This window comes from Actinospica durhamensis (assembly GCF_018139695.1).
Taxonomy (GTDB): Bacteria; Actinomycetota; Actinomycetes; order Streptomycetales; family Catenulisporaceae; genus Actinospica; species Actinospica durhamensis.
Window position 1 is genome coordinate 1 of the sequence record NZ_JAGSOG010000101.1, and the last position, 16,145, is coordinate 16,145.

10 protein-coding genes are annotated in these 16,145 nt (G+C 70.6%); 6 read left to right on the forward strand and 4 right to left on the reverse strand.

The window, feature by feature from the left end; genetic code table 11:
- Window positions 1–36 precede the first annotated feature (36 nt).
- Complete coding sequence (zwf, locus tag KDL01_RS20075; protein WP_212530075.1) at window positions 37–1,458, forward strand: glucose-6-phosphate dehydrogenase; 1,422 nt, start codon at window positions 37–39, stop codon at window positions 1,456–1,458.
- 94 nt (window positions 1,459–1,552) lie between these two features.
- On the opposite strand, the gene KDL01_RS20080 is transcribed toward zwf, so the two are convergent.
- Window positions 1,553–1,792 (reverse strand): SCO5918 family protein, encoded by a 240-nt coding sequence (locus KDL01_RS20080; RefSeq protein ID WP_246576706.1) that lies wholly within the window; start codon window positions 1,790–1,792, stop codon window positions 1,553–1,555.
- Between the two features lie 988 nt (window positions 1,793–2,780).
- On the opposite strand from KDL01_RS20080, the gene KDL01_RS20085 reads away from it, so the two are divergent.
- Window positions 2,781–5,213, forward strand: coding sequence for a discoidin domain-containing protein (locus KDL01_RS20085; RefSeq protein ID WP_212530077.1), 2,433 nt, complete (start codon window positions 2,781–2,783; stop codon window positions 5,211–5,213).
- A 67-nt stretch (window positions 5,214–5,280) separates the two neighbouring features.
- Here the strand turns inward: KDL01_RS20085 and KDL01_RS20090 are convergent, their stop codons facing one another.
- Entirely contained in the window at window positions 5,281–6,957 is a 1,677-nt protein-coding gene (locus KDL01_RS20090) for an FAD-binding oxidoreductase (protein WP_212530078.1), read from the reverse strand.
- Window positions 6,958–7,340: 383 nt separating this feature from the next.
- Here KDL01_RS20090 and KDL01_RS20095 point away from each other — a divergent pair, with 383 nt between their 5' ends.
- Window positions 7,341–10,154 carry a glycoside hydrolase family 3 C-terminal domain-containing protein gene (locus KDL01_RS20095; protein ID WP_307846451.1) on the forward strand — a complete coding sequence of 938 codons (2,814 nt, stop codon included), beginning with the start codon at window positions 7,341–7,343 and terminating at the stop codon, window positions 10,152–10,154.
- A 297-nt stretch (window positions 10,155–10,451) separates the two neighbouring features.
- Complete coding sequence (locus KDL01_RS20100; protein WP_212530080.1) at window positions 10,452–11,231, forward strand: oxidoreductase; 780 nt, start codon at window positions 10,452–10,454, stop codon at window positions 11,229–11,231.
- 7 nt (window positions 11,232–11,238) lie between these two features.
- Here KDL01_RS20100 and KDL01_RS20105 read toward each other — a convergent pair whose 3' ends face one another.
- A complete protein-coding gene (locus tag KDL01_RS20105) occupies window positions 11,239–12,681 on the reverse strand; it encodes a universal stress protein (protein ID WP_212530081.1) in 1,443 nt (480 codons plus the stop codon).
- Window positions 12,682–12,815: 134 nt separating this feature from the next.
- On the opposite strand from KDL01_RS20105, the gene KDL01_RS20110 reads away from it, so the two are divergent.
- Complete coding sequence (locus KDL01_RS20110) at window positions 12,816–13,427, forward strand: TetR/AcrR family transcriptional regulator (RefSeq protein WP_212530082.1); 612 nt, start codon at window positions 12,816–12,818, stop codon at window positions 13,425–13,427.
- 54 nt (window positions 13,428–13,481) lie between these two features.
- Here KDL01_RS20110 and KDL01_RS20115 read toward each other — a convergent pair whose 3' ends face one another.
- The gene (locus tag KDL01_RS20115; protein WP_212530083.1) at window positions 13,482–14,153 is read right to left on the reverse strand and encodes a TetR/AcrR family transcriptional regulator; all 672 of its coding nucleotides are present in this window, start codon (window positions 14,151–14,153) and stop codon (window positions 13,482–13,484) included.
- Window positions 14,154–14,385: 232 nt separating this feature from the next.
- Here KDL01_RS20115 and KDL01_RS20120 point away from each other — a divergent pair, with 232 nt between their 5' ends.
- On the forward strand, window positions 14,386–16,110 hold the full coding sequence (locus KDL01_RS20120; RefSeq protein WP_281415526.1) for a glycoside hydrolase family 3 protein: 1,725 nt from the start codon (window positions 14,386–14,388) through the stop codon (window positions 16,108–16,110).
- The last annotated feature ends 35 nt before the right edge of the window (window positions 16,111–16,145 follow it).

Genomic DNA, 16,145 nt, shown 5'->3' on the forward strand with positions numbered 1-16,145 from the left:
CGCCCGCCCAAACCCCGCCTGCGAAGCGAGTCGCGTATGACCGCCAACTCACGCACCCACTCCGACGAGGCCGCCACCCGCGCCGACGCCCTGGTGCTGTTCGGCATCACCGGTGACCTCGCCAAGAAGATGCTGCTGCCCGCGCTCTACGAACTCGTCCGAGGACGCGAGCTCGACATCCCCATCGTCGGTGTCACCCGCGGCGGTTGGACGATCGAGCGGCTGCGCGAACACGCCCGCGAGGCCGTGGCGGCACACGCGGAGCCCGACGAGGACGCCTTCGAGCGCTTCGCCGGCCTGCTTCGGCTGGCCACCGTCGACTACGACCGGGCGGAGACCTTCGCCTCCATCGCCGAGCAGACTCCCGGGGCCCGCTTCCGTACCCACTACCTCGCGCTGCCGCCCTCCGGCTACGCGCAAGCCGCGTCCTGCCTGGCCGAGGCGGGGCTGGCCGACGAGGCCCGGCTGATCGTGGAGAAGCCCTTCGGCCACGACCTCGACTCGGCCCGAGCCCTTCAGGCGCGGCTCACCGAATACTTCCCGGAGGAGCGGCTGCGCCGGGTGGACCACTATCTCGGCAAGGACGCCATCGAAGACCTGCTCACCATCCGCTTCGCCAACACGATGCTGAGCGAACTGCTCCACCGCCACCACGTACGCAGCGTCCAGATCACCATGGCGGAGGCTTTCGACGTCGCGGACCGCGGCGGCTTCTACGACGGCACCGGCGCGCTGCGCGACGTCGTGCAGAACCACCTGCTCCAGATGCTCGCCTACCTCGTCATGGAAGCCCCGCGCACAGGCGCCGCCGCGGACATCCTGGACGAGCGCGCCCGCGCCCTGCGAGCCGTGCGCACGGTCCGCCCGGAGGACTACGTGCGGGGCCAGTACGACGGCTACACAGACGTGCGCGGCGTCGCGCCGGGATCGAACACGGAGACGTACGCCGCGCTGCGCACCTACGTCGACACCGACCGCTGGGCGGGCGTGCCCTTCACCGTGCGGTCGGGCAAGACGCTGAGCGCCACGGCCACCGAGATCGTCGCCGAACTGCACCGGGCGCCCTTCGGCTACTTCCACACCGCTTGCGCCCAGGAAGCGAGCCCCAACCTCATCCGCTTCCGCATCAGCCCCGAAGCGGGCGTCACCTTCGATCTGGTGGCCCAGCACGAAGGCGACGCCGAGACGGTCGAACCGGTCGCGGCCCGCCTGGACTTCACCCATCTGACCGGCAGCGGGACGGTCGCCTACGAGCGCATCCTCGCCGACGCCGTCAGCGGCGACCCGCGCCGTTTCACCCGGATGGACATGGTCGAGGACTCCTGGCGCATCCTGGCCGAGGTGCTGGACTCCCCGGTGAAGCCGGCCGTGTACGCCAGGGGCGGCTGGGGGCCGGCCGAAGCCGAGCGCCTGACCGAGGGCGGCTGGCACCGTCCCGCCCAGGAGCAGCAGTCCTGACCGATCGCGCCCGTCCGCACTGGCGGATCGAGCCGATCGAGCCGGTGGGACGGGCCTGACGCCGACTTCGGCACCCGGGTCGGCCCGCTCCCCGTCAGAGCGCGACGGGAGGGGCGGACCTGCAGGTCAGGCCGAGGCTGGCCAGCGCCCTCGACACGTCCGCGCTCGTGAAATCGCGCCGATCCTGGCCGGTCACCGCCGCGCCGATCTGCATGACGGGATACCAGCGTCCGCCCACCTGCGCGCACGCTCCGCGCAACGGCTCAGGTTCGGCGCCGCGCATGGCTGCCTCCACCTGCGGTGCTTCCAGGTAGAAGGGTTGACCGGCGATCATGCAGCGCATCGTGCCTCGCAAGGGATCGGGGAGCGACGCCGGGCGCGGATCGACCGGGCTCGCCTGCCCACCTCCACCTTATGCCCACGAGAGCGGTTGTCATCGGCACCGACCGGATCGAGAGCCCACGGGGTGAGATGGATATCAGTGAGGTTGCATCCCTTATCCCGGGTGGCGCCGCCGCACATTCATGCCAGAGCATTGATTTATGAGCATATGAGCCGAAGGTTGCCTATGTCTTTCGAAATAATGTGGACGTCTACCAGGTAAATGAATTCAGCTTCGTTCACGTACGCCGTGATCGTAGCCGGATCCCGTCAGGTCCGAACCTGGAAGGGCTGATGAGAGGGCAGTCCGTCCCGTTCGGCATATTATCCTCAACCCCGGCGGAGTCCTGCCCGCTCCGGCGGCGGCAGCACCCGTACGGCCGGCCCGGGGGAATCAGGGCCCGTCGTCTCTGCGATTGTCTCCGCGGGTGAGAACGAGCCCGGACTGCGAGCTTGCGTCCGGCGCGCCGGTCCTGCGCCGTCTCGGGGCGGGATGCTCGGCGGGGCGCGGCCACTGACGCGTCGTCAGGGTCACCGTGGCACGGGCCTGCCACGGGGTTGTTGCCCGGACGTTCCGAAGTCTTGACACGGATGCCGCGCGGTTGTTCACTTCCGCCTTGGAGAGCGCTCTCCAGGATCCGCAGAGATCAACTCGACCCACCGCACCACAGCCCTCGTGCCGCGACCACTTCAGCGCACCCGCAGGCTGCTGAGCACACCGCACCACGGCATCGCACAGCTCGACATCGCACAGCACGGCAGCGCGACGCAAGCTCCTGCGTTACCCACGCGGCCAGTCGGTTCACCGTGCCGAAGTACCGAAACGCGCAGGCATCGCGGCGTCATCGCGGCGCCCGCGCGCCCCGAGCACGGCAAAGCACCGAGGTCCGGGCCGTCCGACCCGGACACCCCCGTTCAGCCGAAAGGTAAGAACAGACAGCATGTCCAGATACTCCTGGCCCACCGGCGCGCGACGCGGCGCGTCCACCGGGTCGAGCACGCCTCCGAGCACTCCGTCCCCGGCGCGTCCGCACACGCTACGCCGCGGGGTGACCGCCGCGACCGCGACCGGAGCCCTGCTGGCCGGACTGGTGGTCGCCGTCTCCGGCACCGCCCAGGCGGCCGAGACGGCGCTGAGCGAGACCGGCTGGGTCGCCTCCGCGAACACCAATTCCGCTGCCGCCGACGCCCCGCAGAACGCCATCTCCGGCGACACCGGCGCCCGGTTCAGCTCCGACGCCGACCAGGCCGCCGGAATGTACTGGCAGGTCAACATGGGTTCGGCCCAGACCTTCAACCAGATCGTGATGGACTCGGGCGGCTACGGCGGCGACTACGCGCACGGCTACGAGGTCGAGGTGTCGAGCAACGGCACCAGCTGGACCGTCGTGGACACCGCGACGGCCTCCGCCAACCCGGTGACCGCGAGCTTCGCCAACCAGACGGCCCAGTACATCCGGGTCCAGCTGACCGCGGCGGTCAGCACCAACTGGTGGTCGATGGTGAACTTCACCGTCTACAACGGCGGCGGCTCGAGCTCCTCGCCGTCCCCGTCCGCCTCGGCTTCGGCTTCGGCCTCGGCTTCGCCCTCCGCCTCGCCCTCGGCCTCCCCGACTTCGACGGGGACCCCGCCGGCCACCGGCGGCAGCTTCGGGTCGAACGTGTACGTGTTCACCCCGAGCATGTCGCTCTCCTCGATCCAGAGCACGCTCAACTCGCTCGGCACGCAGCAGAACCCGAACCAGTTCGGCACCCAGCGCTACGCGCTGCTGTTCGAGCCGGGCACCTACGGCACCTCCGCCACGCCGCTCGACTTCCAGGTCGGCTACTACGAGGAGATCGCCGGCCTCGGCCAGAACCCCGGCCAGGTGGTCATCAACGGCACGATCGACTCCTACAACCAGTGCCCCGGCGGCGTGCAGACCAACTGCAACGCCACCGACAACTTCTGGCGCTCGGTCAGCAACCTGACCATCAACGTCGCCGGGCTGACCGGCTGCTTCTCCGGCGAGGAGGTCTGGGCCTCGTCCCAGGACTCGCCGCTGCGCCGGGTTCAGGTCAACGGCAACACGACGCTGATGGACTACTGCGACGGCTCGCCGGACTACGCCTCGGGCGGCTTCATCGCCGACTCGAACTTCAGCGGCACGGTCACCAACGGCTCGCAGCAGCAGTACGTGGACCGCGACGGCAGCGTCGGCTCGTGGAGCAACGCGGTCTGGAACCAGGTCTTCGCGGGCGTGAGCGGCGCTCCGGCGCAGAGCTTCGCGTCGAACTCGGGTGACTCGGGCGGCCCCAACTCCTACACCACGCTCTCGAGCGCGCCGGTGACCGAGGAGGAGCCCTACCTGTACCAGAACTCCTCCGGCGCCTACAACGTGTTCGTGCCCGGCGTGCGCACCAACTCCTCCGGCGCGAGCTGGACCGAGAACGGCGCCAACACCGCCGGCAGCTCGCTGTCGATCAACACCTTCTACGTGGTGAACGCCTCCAGCACGATCAGCCAGATCAACGCCGCGCTCGTGGCCGGCGACAACCTGCTGTTCACCCCGGGCGTCTACACCTACAACCAGACCATCCAGGTCACCCACGCCAACACCAAGATCATCGGCCTCGGCTTCGCCACCCTGATCCCGGGCGCGGGCAACACCACCATGTCGATCGCGGACGTGGCCGGCGTGAACGTCTCCGGGCTCATCTTCGACGCCGGACCCACCACCTCGCCGAGTCTGCTCACCGCGGGCGTGGCCGGCTCGGGCGCGAACAACGCCTCGAACCCGGACACCTTCGACGACCTGGCCTTCCGGGTCGGCGGCGAGGAGGCCGGCTCGGTGACCGACGCCTTCATCGACGACAGCAACAACTCGATCCTCGACGACGTGTGGTCCTGGCGGGCCGACCACGGCGCCGGCGCCGGGTGGACCAGCAACACCGCCACCACCGGCCTGACCGTGGGCGGCAACAACGTCACCGCGTACGGCCTGGCCGTCGAGCACTACCAGGGCGACGAGGTCGTGTGGTCCGGACAGGGCGGAGAGGTGGTCTTCTTCCAGAACGAGAACCCCTACGACGTCCCGTCGCAGTCCGCGTGGATGTCCAGCTCCACCCAGGACGGGTACCCCGCGTTCTACCTGCCGAACTCCGTGACCTCGTTCAAGGGCTACGGCATGGGTTCGTACTCGTACTTCGACCAGGGCGTGGCGATCGAGAACGCGATGGCCTTCCAGGCCCCGCAGACCTCGGGCATCTCGTTCAACGACATCTTCACCGTCTTCCTCAACGGCTCCGGCGGCATCCAGTCGGTGATCGACGGGACCGGCACGGCCGTCTCGTCGACCTTCGGCGGGCCGAGCGACGTGGTCAGCTTCAACTGATCGGCGCCAGAACCCGCAGTGGCGTGCGACGCGAGCGCAATCGCGTCGCACGCCACTGCGGCACGACTTACCGTGGAGAGGGCCTCAGCGCTTGGATACCTTGCTCATAGTGGAACATTCCATCGGGGTCGTACTTCGTCTTGACTTCCCGGAGCCTGGCGTAGTTCCCGCCGTAGTAGCGCGCCTGCCAGTCGGTCAGGTCGGGGTCGGGGAAGTTCTGGTAGCAGTGCGACGGCCCCGCCTCGCCCCAGACCCGCAGGTAGAAGTCGTCGAGCCACGCTTGGCACTTCGCGGCCGTGCTGGTGGGGTCCGCGAGGTCCGTGGAGTCGTTGTCCGCCCAGCTGGACTCGAGCGCCATGATGAACTGCGCCCGGCGGTGCCAGAACGCGGTGGCGGTGGGGTCCTTCTCGTTGATCTTCGCGCCCAGCGCGAACAGGGCGATCCCGGCGCCGTCGTCGTTGTGGCTGCCCGGCCAGCTCTGCACGTACCTGACGCAGGTGGCGATCCTCGCTTCATCCAGCACGTCGCGCTCGTCCACGATCGCCGACTTGCTTCCCCACTGATAGATCGGCGTCGTGGCGAAGGTGTAGTTGGTGGCGTCCCAGAAGTTCAGGTCCTGCGTCCCGGATTCGAAGTCGGCGACCAGGTCCGCCGGCAAGCCCCTGCTCTCGAGGAAGGCGATGAGCTCGCGCTTCGAGCCGTAGAACTCCCCGAGTGCGTTGCAGCGGGCGTTGCGCTTCGCCTCCGCCTGGTCGCGGCCGGCGGTGCCGATGCCGAAGCGCAGATGGAAGTCGGCCAGCCGGGGGTCGGACTGATCTCCCTCGAACAGCAGCCGGCGGAACGCGTCGTACACGGACCACGCCTTCGCGGCCAGGTCGGCCGCCTGCCACTTCAGGTCGAACACGCAGAACCGGTCGGGCACCGGGTGGGCCGCATAGGTGAAGTCGACGTGGATGCCGAAGTTGTTTCCGGCCCCGCCGCGGCAGGCCCAGAACAGGTCGCTGTGTTGATCGGCCGTGGCGACGACCTTCCCGTAGGCGGGGGTCACCACCGTGGTCGCCACCAGGGTGTCGCAGGTCAGTCCGTACTTGCGGTCGCTGAAGCCGATGCCGCCGCCCAAGGTGAGCCCGCCGAGCGCGACGGTCGGGCAGCGCCCGGTCGGCACCGCCCACTGCCGGCCGCGGAACGGGTTCGTGCGCAGGAACGGGTAGGCGTCGCCGTTGGTGGTGCCCGAGCCCGCCGTGAGCACGACGGTCCCGCCCGCTCCGTCCGCGAGCGCGGGCTGCTTGAGCTGATTGTCGCTCAGATCGACCAGCAGGGTGGGGCACGCGTCGCGCGGGTCCGTGGCGGAGTAGCCGGCGTAGTTGTGCCCGTTGGAGTAGGGGATGACCCGTACGCCGTTGGCACCGGCCCAGGCGACCGCGATCTCCACGCCGGTCGCGCCGCGGTCGCCGTCGATGTCCCGCGGAGCGAGGATGCGAAGAGGCCGGTTGTCGATGTACACGTGGTTCCTCGGCACGCCCAGCGTTCCGAACAGGCGTTCCGCCGGCTCGAACAGCCGGCCCGCGCCGGCCTCGTCGAGCAGTTCGGCCAGCTTGTCCCAGGGTGTCGAGACGCCTTCGCCGACGGCGGCCCGGGCTTCGGGGACGGTCACCAGCACGGGCACCCCGGCGGCGGCCAGCCCGGCCGTGGCCACCGTCGCACCGCGTCGCAGTGCTGTTCGCCTGCTCATCATACCGGCCATCGGATTTCCCTCGGATTAGTCTGTTTCGTCCCGTTTCGCGGAATCATAGATGAGGCGGATGGGGGAGCTGTGGATTGCAGTGGTATGACTTGCGCGCGGCACGGGCGGCCGCCGCGGAAACCGCTCCGGAAGTCGTCGCGGACAACAAAAATCCGATGGCCCGCGCCGGGAGCCCCGGCCGATCATGAAGCTGAGGTGGGAACTTCATGAGAGCGCGATGAATCACGGGCGGCCCGGCGGGCCCGGAGCGCGGCAGTCCTCGGACCACCAGGGCTTGACAGTGCTCTGAAGTATGTGTTTCATCCCGGTTGCGAACTTCTTTGTTGTTGCGAACAACCAATAACCCACGTTGTTCTACTGGTCCGCAGATGCGAGGAGACATCGTGCCCTTCACCCACCACCGGTCTCGATCAGGCCGGCTCCGCCTGGCGGTGGTCGCGCTGGCCACCGCGGCCGCACCGCTGGCGGTCTCGGTCGGAGCGGCTCCGGCCGCGTCCGCCGCGTCCACCGCATGTCCCTGGGTCGGCTCCACCGCGCCGATCTCCCAGCGTGTCAGCCAGCTGATGGCGAGCATGACGCTCTCCCAGGAGGTCGCGCTGATGACCGGCGTGTCCGGTTCCAGCTACGTCGGGTACATCCCGCCGATCAGCGCGCTGTGCATCCCCGCGCTCAATCTCGAGGACGGCCCTGCCGGCGTCGGCGACGGGATGAGCAACGTCACCCAGCTGCCCGCGCCGGTCGACGCCGCGGCGACCTGGGACACCGCGGCCGAGCAGACCTACGGCCAGGTCATCGGCCGCGAGCAGGCGGCCAAGGGCACGACCATCGACCTCGGCCCGACGATCAACATCGTGCGCGACCCGCGCTGGGGCCGCGCCTTCGAGTCGGTCGGCGAGGACCCGTACCTCAACGGCCAGCTCGGCGCCGCCGACATCCGCGGCGTGCAGTCCACCGGCGTCATGGCGCAGGTCAAGCACTTCGCGGTCTACAACCAGGAGACCAACCGCAACTCGTCCACCGACAACGCCGTCATCTCCACGCAGGCCGAGCAGGAGATCTACCTCCCCGCCTTCCAGGCCGCCACCGGCCAGGGCGCCGCGTCCTCGGTCATGTGCTCCTACAGCTGGATCAACGGCACCGCCGCCTGCCAGAACTCGTACACGCTGAACACCGTGCTGCGCGGGCAGTTCGGCTACACCGGCTTCGTCACCTCCGACTGGGGCGCCACCCACTCCACCGCGGCGTCCGCGAACGCCGGGCTCGACATGGACATGCCGGGCAACGACGGGTACTACGGCAGTGCCCTGCAGTCGGCCGTGAGCTCCGGCCAGGTGAGTCAGAGCACGATCAACACCGCGGTCTCCGAGATCCTCACCCAGATGTTCGGCTTCGGCCTGTTCGACAAGACCCCGAGCGGATCCCCGTCGGCCACCGCGACCAGCTTCGCCGACCAGTCGGCCGCCACCTCGCTGGCCGAGGAGGGCACGGTGCTGCTGAAGAACTCCGGCAGCGTGCTTCCGCTGACCAGCACCGACAAGTCGATCGCGGTGATCGGGGCCGACGCCTCCACCAGCCCGCAGACCGACGGCGGCGGGAGCGCCGGGGTGAACTCCAGCGGCACCGTCACACCGCTGCAGGGCATCCAGGCGGCCGTGCCGAGCGGCACCACGGTGACCTACAACGCCGGGTCCTCTGACACTTCGGCCGCCAGCGCGGCTGCCGCGGCGAACGTCGCAGTGGTCTTCGTCTCGGACTACGAGTCCGAAGGCAGCGACCTGACGAGCATCGACCTCGGCACGACGGACGACAACCTGATCTCGGCCGTGGCCGCCGCGAACCCGAACACGATCGTGGTGCTCAACACCGGATCCGCGGTCACCATGCCCTGGCTCTCCTCGGTCAAGGGCGTACTCGAGGCCTGGTATCCGGGGCAGGAGGACGGCACCGCGATCGCCAGCGTCTTGCTGGGCAACTCCAACCCGTCCGGGCACCTGCCGGTGACCTTCCCGACCTCGCTCTCCCAGGTCCCGGCGTCCACCACGGCGCAGTGGCCCGGCACCAACGGCACCGTGCAGTACTCCGAGGGCGTCGACGTCGGCTACCGCTGGTACGACAGCCAGGGCCTGACACCGCTGTTCCCCTTCGGCTACGGCCTGTCCTACACCACCTTCTCGTTCAGCAACCTGCAGGTGGGCCCGCTGACGGCGGGCGGGCAGGCGACCGTGACCGCGACCGTCACCAACACCGGTTCGCGTTCCGGCGCCGACGTCGCCCAGCTCTACGTCACCGACCCGGCCGCCTCCGGGCAGCCGCCGCTCGCCCTCGAGGGCTTCCAGCGCGTCAACCTCGCCGCCGGAGCGAGCACCACGGTCACCTTCCCGCTCACCCAGCAGAACCTGCAGTACTGGAACGCTAGCTCGAACGCGTGGGCCACCTCCACCGGCAACTACACGATCTCGGTCGGCGACTCCAGCGCGAGCCTGCCGCTGACCGGGACACTCGCCGTCGCGGCGGCCCAGCTCGGCCAGCCGGTCACGCTCGCGAACCCGGGCCCGCAGGACAACGTCGTGAACACGGCCGCCGCGCTCTCGCTCAGCGGCAGCGACACGACCAGCGGGCAGACGCTCGGCTACTCGGCCACCGGCCTGCCCGCCGGCGTGTCGATCAACGCGGGCACCGGCGCGATCAGCGGCACCCCGACCACCACCGGCACCACCACCGTCACCGTCACCGCCAAGGACGGCAACGGCGCCCAGGCGAGCCAGAGCTTCGTGTGGACCGTCGCGCCGGGCAACGCGAACCCGGGTGGCGGCACCGGCGCGACCGGGCCGATCACCGGGTACGAGGGCCTGTGCCTGGACGTGCGCTCGGCCTCGACCGCGGACGGAACCGCGGTCCAGGTCTACACCTGCAACGGCACCAACGCCCAGCAGTGGACGGTCGAGTCGAACGGCACCGTTCAGGCGCTCGGCAAGTGCCTGGACGTGTCCGGCGCGGGCACCGCCAACGGCACGAAGGTGCAGCTCTACACCTGCAACGGCACCGGTGCGCAGCAGTGGCAGGCGCAGTCCAACGGTGAGCTCGTCAACACGAACTCAGGCTCCTGCCTCGACGACACCGGCTACGGCGCCTCCGGCACCCAGGTCCAGATCTGGGCGTGCGGAGACACCTCCAACCAGCAGTGGAGTCTGCCGTAAGTCCGATTGCGACGCGGCCCGCTCACCCGTCTAATGAGGGTGAGCGGGCCCGCCTTTTTCCTGGAGGTAACCCGGGTGGGATCTGAACTGGACCCGGAAGGACGGCTCGGACCGCACTCCGACCATTCCCGGCGGCTTCATGATCCTGCTGGCCGGCCCGCCCGATGCCGAACGGGCGAAGCGGCATCAGGTGCTCCCGGCAAGACCGTGCTCCTGGTGAGCTCACCGCCGGACGCCATCCACTCCGGGCAGGCCGACCCCGGGTGCACGAGATCGAGATCGAAGGGACGCGGACTGATGGAACTCGAGCTGGAGGGACGCACCGCGATCGTCACCGGGGCCAGCCGTGGAATCGGCCTGGCCTGCGTCAGAGCTCTCGCCGCCGCGGGGGCCGAGGTGGTCGCGGGGGCCAGGCGCGGATCCGACGAACTGGCGGAGCTGGCCGAAAGCACCTCGGTCCGCGCGGTGGAGGTCGACCTCGCGCAGGCCGACGGCCCCGAGCGGCTGGCCGCCGCGGCGGGCGGTCCCGTGCACATTCTGGTCAACAACGTCGGCAGCGCCCCGGCGCGGCCCGGCGGATTCGCCGGCATCACCGACCAGCAGTGGGCCGACACGCTGACGCTCAACCTGCTCGCCGCGGTGCGGATGACGCGCGCGGTGCTGCCCGGCATGGTCGAACGCGGCTCCGGGGCGATCGTCAACATCGGCTCGGTGAACGCCGAACTGCCCGACCCCCTGGTGCTCGACTACAGCGTGGCCAAAGCCGCCCTGCACGCCTTCGCGAAGGGGCTGTCCAAGGAGATCGGGCCGAAGGGCGTGCGGGTCAACACGGTCAGCCCGGGGCCGGTGGCCACCGACCTGTGGCTCGGTGAGAACGGCATCGCCGACTCGGTCGGCCGCGCCACCGGCGCCGCTCCCGGACAGGTGCGGGAGGGCGCCGCGGCCGCCAGCGCGACCGGGCGCTTCTCCCGCCCCGAGGAGATCGCAGACCTCGTCCTGCTGCTCGCCTCGGACGCCACCGCCAACGTCACCGGCTCGTTCTTCCGCATCGACGGCGGGCTGGTGCCGACCTGGTGAGGGCCCGTCAGGCTATGGCCAGCACCGGGAACGGCGAGCGGGCCAGCAGGTGGCTGGGGACGGAGCCGAGGAATCGGTGCGCGGCGTGGCCGGACCGGCCCACGACGATGACGGGCTCTGATCCACCCCGGGCGGTCAGGTCGGCGGCCGCGGACAGGATCGCGTCGGTGGGGGCCTCCCGCCGCCGCTCGAAGGTGTAGTCGAGGCCTGACGCGCCCACGATCTCGGCGGCGGCCGCGGCCACCGCGTCGGCCGTCTCCTCCCGGGTGGCCTCGATCGCGGCCTGGGCGTATCCGGTCAGATCGGTCTCGAGCACCACGTGGTCGGCGTAGACGACGTGCAAACTCTCGTGCCGGGCGGCGGCCAGGCGGGCGGCCTGGGCCAGCGCCCGCCGCGCGGGCTCGGAGTCGTCGAATCCGACCACGACGCCGGAGTACGAAAGCGGCGTGCTCGCGGCGCCCTGCGGCGGCTGCACTCGGCCTCTGCGACGCACCGCGACCACGGCCAGCACGACGAGGCCCGCGACGGCCCAGGCGGCCAGTGTCCCCAGCGGCTGCGCCAGACCGTAGCCGTCGAAGTAGACCGCCCGGCGCGTGGCCTGGGCCGCGAGCCCGAGCGGCAGCACCGGGTCGAGCGCGCGCAGGAAGGCGGGGCCGAACGGCGCGAGCCCGGACGGGCCGCCGCTGCCCGGGATGCCGAAGACCACGAAGGCCAGCACGGCCAGCACCGAGAGCGGGGGCTTGATCCGGGCCAGCGCGGCGGTCGGGGCCGCCACCGCCAGCGAGAACAGCGCGACGATGCCGGCGAGCGCCGGATAGTTCCCGAGTCCGGCCACGCCGTCGGCCACGCCCGCGGTGGCCAGGCCGATCGCCGTGGCGGCCAGCACCGGCGCGGCCAGCCACCACAGCGGCCGGGAGCGTCGGAACACCAGCGCCGAACCCGACCCCACCGCGACGCTGGGAATCAGCACCCCCAGCACGAGGAAGAAGGGCGAGAGTCCCATCGAGTCGCCGACCCCGGGCTTCACCACGTCGGTCACGGTCAGCGGCTGCCCGGCGTGGGCGGCGACCGCGGTGAACGCGGTGGTCACCGCCTGCGTCGGGGTGGCGCCGGCCGCCGGGGCCACCAGCAGCTGCATCGTGCCGGACCCCTCGACCAGGGCGCCGTCCACCTCGCCGTGCGCGATCGCGGTCCGAGCCGCCGCCGCGCTGCCGTAAACCCGCAGGTCGAAGCCGCCCGGAGCCCCGTGGTCGAGCGCCTGCCCGACCTGGCCGGCCACCGAGGCGGGCGCCACCACGCCCACCGGCAGGGCGTGCGGGGAGGGTGCGTGGAACGCACTGAGGGCCACGGCGACGAAGACGGCCGCGAACAGCGTCGTCGCGGCGACATAGAGCGCGTGCGGCCGGAACCTCGCCCGGGATCTGGTCGGTCCTGGCGCTTGTGTGCTCATGGCGGCCTTCCGAAGTGCGTAAGCCTGCGTTCCCGGTCGTCGACCACGCTAGATCGCGCGCCGAGGTAATGTCAACGCGCGTTGGCTAACGGACGTTGGCAAACCATCGGTGGCGAAAGTTGTACGCTGAGGACATGGAGGCGACGCAGGACACCCAGGGGCGGGTCGAGGCCGCTCAGAGCGTGCCGGGCCACGGCGGCCCACGGTCGGCGGGCACCCGGCGGGCGATCCTGGACGCGGCGCGTTCGGCGTTCGCGGCGCAGGGGTACGACCGGGCCACGATCCGTTCCATCGCCGCGACGGCCGGGGTGGACGCGTCCATGGTGATGCGGTACTTCGAGTCCAAGGCGGGGTTGTTCGCCGCCGTGGCGACCGCGGACGTGCCGGTGCTCGACCTGGCCGCCGTCCCGCCGGACCGGCGCGGCGAAGCGCTGGTGCGTCACCTCATCGAACGCTGGGAAGCCCCCGCGAGCGGCGACGAGCTCATGCTGCTGCTGCGCACCGCCGTCACGAGCGGTGAAGTGGCCACGCAGCTCCAAGCGGTGCTCGCGAAGCTGATCGTGGGCCCCATCGCCGCGACGGGCGCCGCTGACGCCGACGTACGTGGCGCGCTCGTCCAGTCGCAACTGCTCGGCGTGGCCCTGTGCCGCTACGTCCTGCGCCAGGAACCGCTCGCATCCCTGCCCATCGAGCACGTGGTCGCTTCGATCGCGCCATCGGTACAGCGCTATCTCGATACCCCGTAACGCATCTCACTGCAGGTCAGGTACCGCCGGGCTCCTGCCGATCCTGCGGGTGGGCTACAAGCCGCGGCCGTCGGTGGTGATACGGCGGGCCAGCCGGTCGAGGTAGTCGTGGTAGGCGGCGGCCATGTCCCACCCGCCGTCCGAGAGGCCGAACTGGACGCCGTAGCCGTCGGCGACGGCCAGGATCTCGCGGGCCACGTCGTCGCACGGGGTGTCGGCGCGCAGGGTGCCGGCGGCCACACCGTGCTGCAGCGTCCGGGCAATGAAGCCGGTGAGCTGCTGATAGCGCTCGCGGAAGTGCGCGTGGGCGGGGTGGTCCGGGTTCGAGGCCTCGGCGGAGAGCACGGCGTACATCTGGATCAGGCCGGGCTGGGTGGTGTTGAAGCGGACGTGTCGGCTGGTGAGCCGGAGCAGTTCGAGCGGGTCGGGGGCCTCGGGGTCGAGGTGGCTGTAGAACTGTTCGGCGGCCTGGGTCTCGCGGGTGTCGAGGACGGCCAGCAGCAGGTCGCTCTTGCTGCTGAAGTGGTGCAGCAGCCCGGCGTGGGAGATGCCGACGTCGGCGGCGATCTTCGGCATCGAGGTGTTGTAGTACCCGAACTCGGCGAAGTGGGCGACCGCGGTTTCGGCGATCTTCCTGCGGCGCTCGTCGGCGGCGGCGTACGTGCCGGTGCGTCGGCGTGTGCGCTTGGGGCGCTCGGCGTCCGGGGCCGGGTCGGTGCTGGGCATGCACCGAGGATAGGCCGTGGGCCGGGTGGCCTTCCACTCGTAAAACCCTTCTTACAATTCTGTTTTTACGTTAGGGTGGGCGGGCCCTCCCGCAGTGCGCGGTCGGGCGCCGTACCGTCCGATCCGCAAGGAGACCTCCGCCGTGACCGTGCCCGTCGCGCCCCCTGCCGCCTTCCCCTACCAAGACCTGCGACGCGGCGTGGACGAGCGTGTCCGCGACCTGTTGGGGCGGATGACACTGGAAGAGAAGGCCGGCCAGCTCTTCCACACGATGGTGATGATGGGGGAGAACGGGGCGCTGGCCGAGGATCCCGGGTCCGCTCCGGGAGGGGTGACCGCCCGGCACATGGTCTGCGACCTGCACATGACGCACGTCAACCTGCTCGGCGCGGGCAGTGCGCGGCAGTTGGCCGAATGGCACAACCGCCTGCAGGAGCTGGCCGCGGCCACCCGGCTGGGAATTCCGGTGACGGTCTCGACCGACCCGCGCCACTCCTTCACCGACAACCCGGGCACCGCGATGATGTCCGGCCCCTTCTCGCAGTGGCCCGAGCCGCTCGGTCTCGCCGCGGTCGGCGACGCGGAGCTGGTGCGCGCCTTCGCCGACACCGTGCGCCGCGAGTACCTCGCCGTCGGGCTTCGTGTCTCGCTGCACCCGCAGGCGGACTTGGCCACCGAGCCGCGCTGGGCACGGATCTCAGGGACCTTCGGTGAGGACGCCGATATCGCGTCCGAGCTGATCGGCCCGTATCTGCGCGGGCTGCGGGGGCCGGTGGACGCGGCCGGAACGCACCTGACCCCGCGCAGCATCGCGGCCGTGGTCAAGCACTTCCCGGGCGGGGGCCCGCAGATGGACGGGGAGGACCCGCACTTCCCGTACGGGCGCGAGCAGGTCTATCCGGGCGGGATGTTCGACTACCACCTGCGCCCGTTCCGCGCCGCGATCGCGGCCGGTGCCACGCAGATCATGCCCTACTACGGCATGCCCGTGGGTACCCAGTACGAGCAGGTCGCCTTCGGGTTCAACAAGCAGGTCCTGACCGGTCTGCTGCGCCAGGAGCTCGGCTTCGACGGCATCGTGCTCTCGGACTGGGGGCTGATCAACGACTCGATGATCATGGGTGAGCCGCACCCGGCACGCGCGTGGGGCGTCGAGCACCTCTCGCCGGCCGAGCGGATGGCCAAGGCGATCGACGCCGGAGTCGACCAGTTCGGCGGGGAGCACTGCCCCGAACTGCTGGTCGAGCTGGTGCGCGCCGGGAAGGTGGGGCAGGCGCGGGTGGATGTCTCGGTGGCCCGGCTGCTGGCCGAGAAGTTTCGCCTCGGGCTGTTCGACCAGCGCTTCGTGGACCCGGACGTGGCCGAGCAGGCGGTGGGGGCGTCCGAGTTCCGCAGGCTCGGCGCCGACGCGCAGCGCCGCTCGCTCACCTTGCTCGCCAACGGTCCGGCCGGCCGCGGCCCGGTCCTGCCGCTGACCGGCCGTCCGCGGCTGTACGTGCGGAACCTCGACGCGGCGGTCGCCGCCGAGTACGCCGAGCTGACTGACGACCCGTCTCATGCCGATCTGGCCGTGCTGCGCCTCGATACCCCGTACGAGCCGCGCCCGGGACGCTTCGAGTCCTTCTTCCACGCCGGACGGCTCGACTTCGACGACGAGCGTCTGGCCGAGATACTCGCGCTCCTTGAAGCCGTGCCCACGATCGTGGTGATCCGGCTGGAGCGCCCGGCGGTCATCCCGCAGATCGCGCAGAAGGCCGCGGCGCTGCTGGTGGACTACGGCGCGAGCGACGCGGCAGTACTCGACGTGCTCTTCGGCGCCGCCACGCCGCAGGGATCGCTGCCGTTCGAACTGCCGCGCAGCATGGCACAGGTCGAGATCGGCCGCCCCGACGTGCCCCAGGACAGCCCCAACCCCCTCTTCCCCTTCGGCTACGGACTGCGCTGCGCAGGCCGCTAGCCTGACCGAGTCTGCCGGGGCCGCCGCGTTCGCGG

Excerpts from the sequence above, each read along its gene's own strand:
- KDL01_RS20100 (WP_212530080.1), top strand. The coding sequence starts at position 10,452 with ATGGAACTCGAGCTGGAGGGACGCACCGCGATCGTCACCGGGGCCAGC.
- KDL01_RS20110 (WP_212530082.1), top strand. The coding sequence starts at position 12,816 with ATGGAGGCGACGCAGGACACCCAGGGGCGGGTCGAGGCCGCTCAGAGC.
- KDL01_RS20115 (WP_212530083.1), bottom strand. The coding sequence starts at position 14,153 with ATGCCCAGCACCGACCCGGCCCCGGACGCCGAGCGCCCCAAGCGCACA.
- KDL01_RS20120 (WP_281415526.1), top strand. The coding sequence starts at position 14,386 with ATGACACTGGAAGAGAAGGCCGGCCAGCTCTTCCACACGATGGTGATG.
- KDL01_RS20080 (WP_246576706.1), bottom strand. The coding sequence starts at position 1,792 with ATGATCGCCGGTCAACCCTTCTACCTGGAAGCACCGCAGGTGGAGGCA.
- zwf (WP_212530075.1), top strand. The coding sequence starts at position 37 with ATGACCGCCAACTCACGCACCCACTCCGACGAGGCCGCCACCCGCGCC.
- KDL01_RS20085 (WP_212530077.1), top strand. The coding sequence starts at position 2,781 with ATGTCCAGATACTCCTGGCCCACCGGCGCGCGACGCGGCGCGTCCACC.
- KDL01_RS20105 (WP_212530081.1), bottom strand. The coding sequence starts at position 12,681 with ATGAGCACACAAGCGCCAGGACCGACCAGATCCCGGGCGAGGTTCCGG.
- KDL01_RS20090 (WP_212530078.1), bottom strand. The coding sequence starts at position 6,957 with ATGGCCGGTATGATGAGCAGGCGAACAGCACTGCGACGCGGTGCGACG.